The following is a 6,837-nucleotide window of genomic DNA, read 5'->3' on the forward strand; positions in this document are numbered from 1 at the left end:
GCTGGGGGTGCCCGGAGTGCCGGGGGTGTTCGCGGGGGCGGGCTTGAGGAACTCCTGCCAGCCGCCGGCCGGCCGCTGGCCGACGTCCAGCGTGCGCAGCTTCGCCAGCACCTCCGGCCGCTGCACGTCGAGCCAGTCCGTGAACTGCCGGAAGGAGACCAGCCGTACGTCCGCGCCCTTCTCCTTCTCCCGCGCGATGTGCAGGAAGGCCTGCTCCACGGCGTCCATGTAGATGCCGCCGTTCCAGTGCTCGAAGTGGTTGCCTATGAAGAAGGGCGCCCGGTTCGTCTCGTATGCACGCTGGAAGCCGGATATGTACGCCTGGGCGGCCTGCTGACGCCAGTGCGGGTAGTTGTGGGCGGGCGCGTTGGTGGAGTTGACCGACTGGTTGGCGAGGATGTTGTAGTCCATGGAGAGGACCTCGAAGCGGTGCCCGGGGAACGGCATCTGCTGCAACGGCAGATCCCAGATGCCCTGCCGCTTGCCGGGCCAGACCTGTCGGCCGCCGGGCGAGGAGGCGTCGTAGCGCCAGCCGAGTTCGCGGGCGGCGGGCAGCAGGTTGTCCTGGCCGAGCAGACAGGGCGTACGGCCGCCGACGAGTTCCTTGTCGTAGTCGAAGGGCAGCGGCTCCAGATCGGTCCAGCCGGTGTTGGTCCGCCACTCCTTCACGAACGCCTTGGCCTGGGCTATCTCGCTCTTCCACTGCCGCGGGGTCCAGCGGCCGACCGAGCCGCTGCCGCCGCAGAAGTGCCCGTTGAAGTGGGTGCCTATCTCGTGGCCCTCCAGCCACGCGCGGCGGATGTTGGTGAGCGTCGCGCGGACGTGGTCGTCGGTGAGGTAGCCGATGTCGGAGGCGCCGCGCGGGTTGTTGGGCGGGTCGTAGAGCCGCTTCTTCGACTCGGGCAGCAGATACAGCCCGGACAGGAAGAAGGTCATGCTCGCGCCGTGCTCCTTGGCGAGGTCCAGGAAGCGCGGGAAGAGGCCGTTGCCGACCTCGCCGGCTCCGTCCCAGGAGAAGACGACGAACTGCGGCGGCTGCTGGCCGGGTTCCAGCGGCACGGGGGCTGCGGGCTGGTGCGGCTGACGGCCGCTGAAGGAGGTCGAGCCGTCGCCGAGGGGGCGCGCGATGTGGGTCGGCTGCCCGCCGGGGGTCGCGGAGGGGCTCGCGGAACCCCGGGGGCTCGCGGAACCGGCGCCATGGGTCGCGCCGTTCGAGGGTGCGGCGGTGCCGCATCCCGCGAGCCCGGCAGCGGCCGCGGCGCCCGCGCCCAGACCGAGTGCTCCCCTTCGAGTCAGATTGCGCATGGCATCCCCCGTTCGTCGCGTTCCGAAGTGGTCACTCATTCAGAGGACGCGACGAACGAGGTGGTTCCGCGCGATCACACGGATCTCGCGACGGCTGTCACGAACGGGCCATGGAACACCGGAGGTCGCTTTCGCGTCGGCGTCAGCGCCCCCGCCCGTACCCCTGCTCCGTACCGGCGGCTATGCCCCGAAGGCCTTGCCCTGCCCCTTGACCGGCTTGGCGCCGGCGAGGAGATGGGCCGGGACGAGATCCCGGGCCGGCTCGGTGTAGCCGACGGAGACGATCTTGTCGCCCTGGTACGTGAAGGTCGTCAGCGAGGCGAGCGTGCACTGCCGCTTGCGCGGATCATGCCACAGCCGCCGCCGCTCGACATAGGACCGCACGATCCAGATCGGCAGCTGGTGACTGACCAGTACGGCCTCATGGCCGCGGGCCGCGTCCTTGGCCGCGTCCAGCGCCCCCATCATCCGTACGACCTGGTCGACGTACGGCTCGCCCCAGGACGGCTTGAACGGGTTGACCAGGTGCTTCCAGTTGTCGGGCTTGCGCAGCGCGCCGTCCCCGACACCGAAGGTCTTGCCCTGGAAGACGTTGTCGGCCTCGATGAGCCGGCCGTCGGTGGCGAGGTCGAGTCCGTGCGCCTTGGCGATCGGCGTCGCCGTCTCCTGCGCCCGCTCCAGCGGGGAGGCGACGACGTGGGTGACGTCGCGGGAGGAGAGGTGCTCGGCTACCCGGTCGGCCATCTGCCGCCCGAGTTCGGACAGGTGGTAGCCGGGCAGCCGGCCGTAGAGGATCCCGTCCGGGTTGTGGACCTCGCCGTGCCGCATGAGGTGGACGACGGTCAGTTCGCCGTCGCTCGCGCCGGTGCCGCGCCCGCCGGTGCCGTTGCCGATGCTCACGCCGTGGCCTCCGCCGCCGCTCGGGCCGCCGCCGGGAGGGCGTCGGCGATCCGCTGGACCGCACGCTCGTCGTGGGCCGTGGAGACGAACCAGGACTCGAAGGACGAGGGCGGCAGATAGACGCCGTTCGCCAGCAGCGACTGGAAGAAGGCGGTGAAGCGGAAGGACTCCTGCGCCTTGGCGTCCTCGTAGTTGCGGACCGGGCGGTCCGTGAAGAAGACGGAGAACATGTTGGAGGCGGTCTGCAACGTGTGCGCGACGCCCTCCTTGCCCAGGGCCTCGGAGACGAGCGCCTGGATCTGCCGCGACACGGCGTCGACCTTGGCGTACGCGGCGTCGTCGAGCAGACGCAGCTGGGCGAGGCCGGCGGCGGTGGCGACGGGGTTCCCGGAGAGGGTGCCCGCCTGGTACACCGGCCCGGCGGGCGCGAGGTGCTCCATGACGTCGGCACGTCCGCCGAAGGCGGCGGCCGGGAAGCCGCCTCCCATGACCTTGCCGAAGGTCATCAGGTCGGGCTTGACCCCGTCGACGCCGTACCAGCCGGCCTTGCTGGTGCGGAAGCCGGTCATCACCTCGTCGGAGATGTACAGCGCGCCGTTCTGCGCGCAGGCGTCCTTCAGCCCCTGGTTGAAGCCGGGCAGCGGCGGTACGACGCCCATGTTGCCCGGCGACGCCTCGGTGATCACGCAGGCGATCTCGCCCGGGTGCCGGTGGAACGCCTCGTGCACGGCCTCCAGGTCGTTGTACGGCAGCACGATGGTGTCGCCGGCCTGGGCGCCGGTGACGCCGGGGGTGTCGGGCAGCGCGAAGGTGGCCACCCCGCTGCCGGCCGCGGCCAGCAGGGAGTCGACGTGTCCGTGGTAGCAGCCGGCGAACTTGATCACCTTGGCCCGGCGGGTGAACCCGCGCGCGAGCCGGATCGCGGACATGGTGGCCTCGGTGCCGCTGGACACCAGCCGCACCTGCTGCACGGGCTCGACCCGCGCGACGATCTCCTCGGCGAGCGCGACCTCGCCCTCACCGGGAGTACCGAAGGAGGTACCGCGGGAGACGGCCGCCTGCACCGCGGCGATGACCTCGGGGTGCGAGTGGCCGAGGATCATCGGGCCCCAGGAACAGACGAGGTCGACGTACTCCCGACCGTCCGCGTCGGTCAGGTACGGACCGGTGCCGGACACCATGAACCGGGGCGTACCGCCCACCGCGCGGAAGGCGCGGACCGGGGAGTTCACCCCGCCCGGCGTGACGGCGGACGCGCGGTCGAACAGGGCCTGCGAGGCAGGCGCTTCGTAGGGATAGGGCGCTCCTGAAGAGGGCGATTCGCTCATGACCTGCGACTTCTCCGACCTTCTCCGACTTGTTCGGACTCCGCTTGCTGCGTGACCTCCTCAGGGTAGGCCAGGGCCGGGGGACGGCAGGGAGCAGCGGGGCACCCCGCGCACCCGGCCGCACGCGCGGCCGTGACCGACCGTGTCCGGGCCGGAACGGTACGAGCGGAGGAGACGGCCGAGCTGGACCGGACCGGGCAAATCGGTGGACCGCCACGTACCATCTGCGAAACTGGCACCTGATACACAGAGCTACGGACGGGCCGAGCCGTGCCGGATCGCGCGCGCCTGCCCGGGCTCGCTCGAAGGCCTGCCCAGAAGCTCGCTCAGGGGCTCGTACAGGGCTTGCTCTCGGCTGCGAAGATCCTGTGGGCCGTTGTTTCAGCGCACGTTTCGGCGAGCGACCGTGGGGGAGGTCACTGTCACGATGATCGGGTTGCGCGGCGGGGGCCACGCGTCCTAGAAAAGCAGTCGGGTGGAGATATGCATCGCGGTGGCGGGCTGGGCGAGGGGACTGACGGTCTGGGTCCTCGACGCGCCCAACGGGGAAAACACCGGCGCGAGGCGGAGGAGCCGCACGAAACACTTCAGGCACATGGTGCACCGTCTGAGTCCGACCGGCTCGACCGTGAGGTCGACCGGCTCAGGGCCGGTAGCAGGAATGGTGGTCGGGTGGGGGTGACGTACAAATACTTCGGCGCGCCTGACGGCGCGACGGCGGCCCGCGTCCCGATCTCGATGCGTCCCGAGGAACTCGGCGGCGACGAGCTCGGCATGGGCGGCATGTTCACCAAGATCAAGCCGGAGACGATGGCGGCCATGGTGCTGACCGGCATCCAGGGTGTCCCCCTCAACAAGGTGCCCCCGCTGGAACTGGTCGTCCTGCACCCCGACTACGCGGTCGTGAAGCTCCCGACGACGGTCGTCGACCCCCTGCGCGACGTGGGCGAGGAAGCGGTGGGCGCGGCGGCGTTCATCTGGTCGACCGTCCCGGACCGGGGTGGCCCGCGGGACGCGTTCAACGTCTACCAGCTCCTGCACGAGTGGCAGGACTTCTCCCACCGACTGCACGAGGCGGGGCATCAGCCGTACTGCCTGGTGTGGCCGTGACCTGAGGTTTCTTACGAACGGGCGGAGCTTGCGGGCTCCGCCCTCGCCGTTTGTGCGCCCGCGCCGAGTTCTGGCCGGCGGCCGCGCGCGGTGCCGGTTCAGTCCAGTTGCAGCCGGTCCGCCACTCCCGCCGCCTCGAAGGCCGCGACCAGGTCCTCGCGGGTCTCCGTGAAGTGCGCCCAGCTGTCGCAGTGCGCGGGTACGACCCGACGGGCGCCGAGGATCCCGGCGGCCTCGGCGGCTCCGGCACCGTCGAGGACGAGCAGGGCGCCGTCGAAGAGGGGCTGGATGCGGGGCGCCCCCGCGAAGAGCACGGCGGTGTCCACCGGCCCGAACCGGTCCGCGATCTCCCCGACCAGGTCGAGCGAGGCGTTGTCCCCGCTGACGTAGACCGTGGGCAGGTCGTCCGAGGTCAGCAGGAAGCCGATGACCTCGCCGGAGATCGGCTCGGCGCCCTCGGGGCCGTGCAGGGCGGGGGCGGCCGTGACGGTGACGGTGCCGCCGTCGGGCCGGTCCAGTCGCACGGACTCCCAGGGGGCCAGTCCGCGGGCCGTGCCGCCCAGGCGGGCCGCGCCGCCGCGGGTGGTGAGGGTGAGCGGCACGTCCGCGAGCAGGGCCCGGCCGGAGCGGTCGAGGTTGTCGGGGTGTTCGTCGTGCGAGAGCAGCACCGCGTCCACGGGGCCGAGGTCGCCCGGCTCGACGGGGGACGGGGCGGTCTTGGTCAGGGTGGGCCCGCCGGGGGTCGGGTAGTGACCGGTCCCGTCGAAGGTCGGGTCGCTGAGGAGGCGCAGTCCGCCGTACTCGATCAGGGCGGTCGGTCCGCCGAAGACCCGGACGGGAATCTGTTCGGTGGTCGCGTCGACAGGGGCCATCAGAAAACACCTCACGGATGAGAAGTCGTTTAACCGTGAGAGACGGTAGTCGCTTCTCACGGATGGACGCAAGACGTACCATGAGAGCCATGCGGAAGACCGGGGCCGTGGAGCCCGACGAGCACGAGGAGGCCCAGGGGGCCGTGACGTCCGAGGAGGGCGGGATACCGGTCGCGCCCGGAGCGGACCGGTATCCGGCCCTCGACCTCGCCAACAGCGCCGTCGCGCTGCCCGGCGGGCAGGTCCTCGACCTGCTGGGCACCCCCGCCGCCGCGACCCGGTGGCTGGTCGACCACGGCCTCGCGCCGGCCGAGGCGGAACTGCGGGAGACCTGCGCCGCCCAGCTGCGCTCACTGCGCGAACAGATCCGCGCCCTGGTCTCCTCCCGGGTCGACGGCCATCCCGCCCCCGGCAGCGCCCTGAACGGCCTCAACGACGCGCTCACCCGGGCGCCCGCGGTCTCCCTGCTGAACTGGGACGCCACCCGCGGGCTGCACCGGGCCCTGTCCCACCCCACCACCCGGATCGTCGAGCGCGCCCTGGCGACCCTCGCCGCCGACGCCGCCGACCTGCTCACCGGCTCCGACGCGGACCGGCTCACCGCCTGCGGTTCCCCGCCCTGCAACCGCTATCTGCTGCGGCACGGCCGCCGCCACTGGTGTTCCACCCGGTGCGGTGACCGCGCCCGCGCCGCCCGCGCGTACGCCCGCCGCACCGGCACCGGCACCGGCACCGGCACCGGCACCGGGGAGAACTGACCTCGTCAGGCGGACGGGACCAGCGGGAGGGCGTCCGAGTACGCGTTCACCGGCTGGGCGATCTGCTTGACCGTACGGGCGTCGAGCGCGGCAGGGGCGGACCTCGTGCCCAGCGTCCCGGCGCGGTGCCAGGTCCCGGTCACGGACACCCAGGTGTCGGCGGCCAGGGCCGGGGCGCCGTAGATCCGCACCTTCACGGACTGGGCGTCCGCCGCGCAGCAGGTGAAGATGATGCGGGCCAGGTACCAGCCGCCGCCGTTCCGGTCTGGCGTGACGATGCCGGTCATCCGGACGGTGCGCCCCTCGATGGCCCGTGCGCGGTCCTGCTGCACCCGGCGGGTGAAGTCGGTGAGGGTCAGCGGCACCGGCGATGCCGCGGGCAGCGGGTCGAAATGCCGCTGCTGCGTGACGGCCTTGGGCGCTTCTCGGGCGGCCGTGTAGGCGCCGAGGGCGGGCGGGGCGCAGAAGAGCAGACTCAGCGCGGGCAGGAACAGCAGCCAGGCGACCCGGGGCACGGAGGAGTGGTCGTGCCCGTCACCCCCGTGCCCGTCACCCCCGTGCCCA

7 protein-coding genes are annotated in these 6,837 nt (G+C 71.9%); 2 read left to right on the plus strand and 5 right to left on the minus strand.

Annotated elements, in window-relative coordinates; translation table 11 throughout:
* The 3 genes from FNH09_RS43220 to hemL form a co-directional block, all read right to left on the minus strand.
* Positions 1 to 1,305 (minus strand): polysaccharide deacetylase family protein (locus FNH09_RS43220; protein ID WP_162469971.1); only part of this gene is annotated, 1,305 nt, incomplete at its 3' end.
* A 180-nt stretch (positions 1,306 to 1,485) separates the two neighbouring features.
* The gene (locus FNH09_RS43225; RefSeq protein WP_152895352.1) at positions 1,486 to 2,133 is read right to left on the minus strand and encodes a histidine phosphatase family protein; all 648 of its coding nucleotides are present in this window, start codon (positions 2,131 to 2,133) and stop codon (positions 1,486 to 1,488) included.
* 68 nt (positions 2,134 to 2,201) lie between these two features.
* Entirely contained in the window at positions 2,202 to 3,533 is a 1,332-nt protein-coding gene (gene hemL, locus FNH09_RS43230; protein WP_152895347.1) for a glutamate-1-semialdehyde 2,1-aminomutase, read from the minus strand.
* Positions 3,534 to 4,016: 483 nt separating this feature from the next.
* Between hemL and FNH09_RS43240 the strand changes: the two genes are divergently transcribed.
* Positions 4,017 to 4,643 (plus strand): hypothetical protein, encoded by a 627-nt coding sequence (locus FNH09_RS43240; RefSeq protein WP_152895348.1) that lies wholly within the window; start codon positions 4,017 to 4,019, stop codon positions 4,641 to 4,643.
* A 98-nt stretch (positions 4,644 to 4,741) separates the two neighbouring features.
* Here FNH09_RS43240 and FNH09_RS43245 read toward each other — a convergent pair whose 3' ends face one another.
* On the minus strand, positions 4,742 to 5,515 hold the full coding sequence (locus FNH09_RS43245) for an MBL fold metallo-hydrolase (protein WP_152895349.1): 774 nt from the start codon (positions 5,513 to 5,515) through the stop codon (positions 4,742 to 4,744).
* 89 nt (positions 5,516 to 5,604) lie between these two features.
* Here FNH09_RS43245 and FNH09_RS43250 point away from each other — a divergent pair, with 89 nt between their 5' ends.
* On the plus strand, positions 5,605 to 6,273 hold the full coding sequence (locus FNH09_RS43250) for a CGNR zinc finger domain-containing protein (RefSeq protein ID WP_238427440.1): 669 nt from the start codon (positions 5,605 to 5,607) through the stop codon (positions 6,271 to 6,273).
* Between the two features lie 5 nt (positions 6,274 to 6,278).
* Here the strand turns inward: FNH09_RS43250 and FNH09_RS43255 are convergent.
* A partial coding sequence (locus FNH09_RS43255; RefSeq protein ID WP_152895351.1) for a TIGR03943 family putative permease subunit occupies positions 6,279 to 6,837 on the minus strand: 559 nt, incomplete at its 5' end.

The sequence above is a fragment of the Streptomyces adustus genome, assembly GCF_009377175.1.
GTDB classification, from domain to species: domain Bacteria; phylum Actinomycetota; class Actinomycetes; order Streptomycetales; family Streptomycetaceae; genus Streptomyces; species Streptomyces adustus.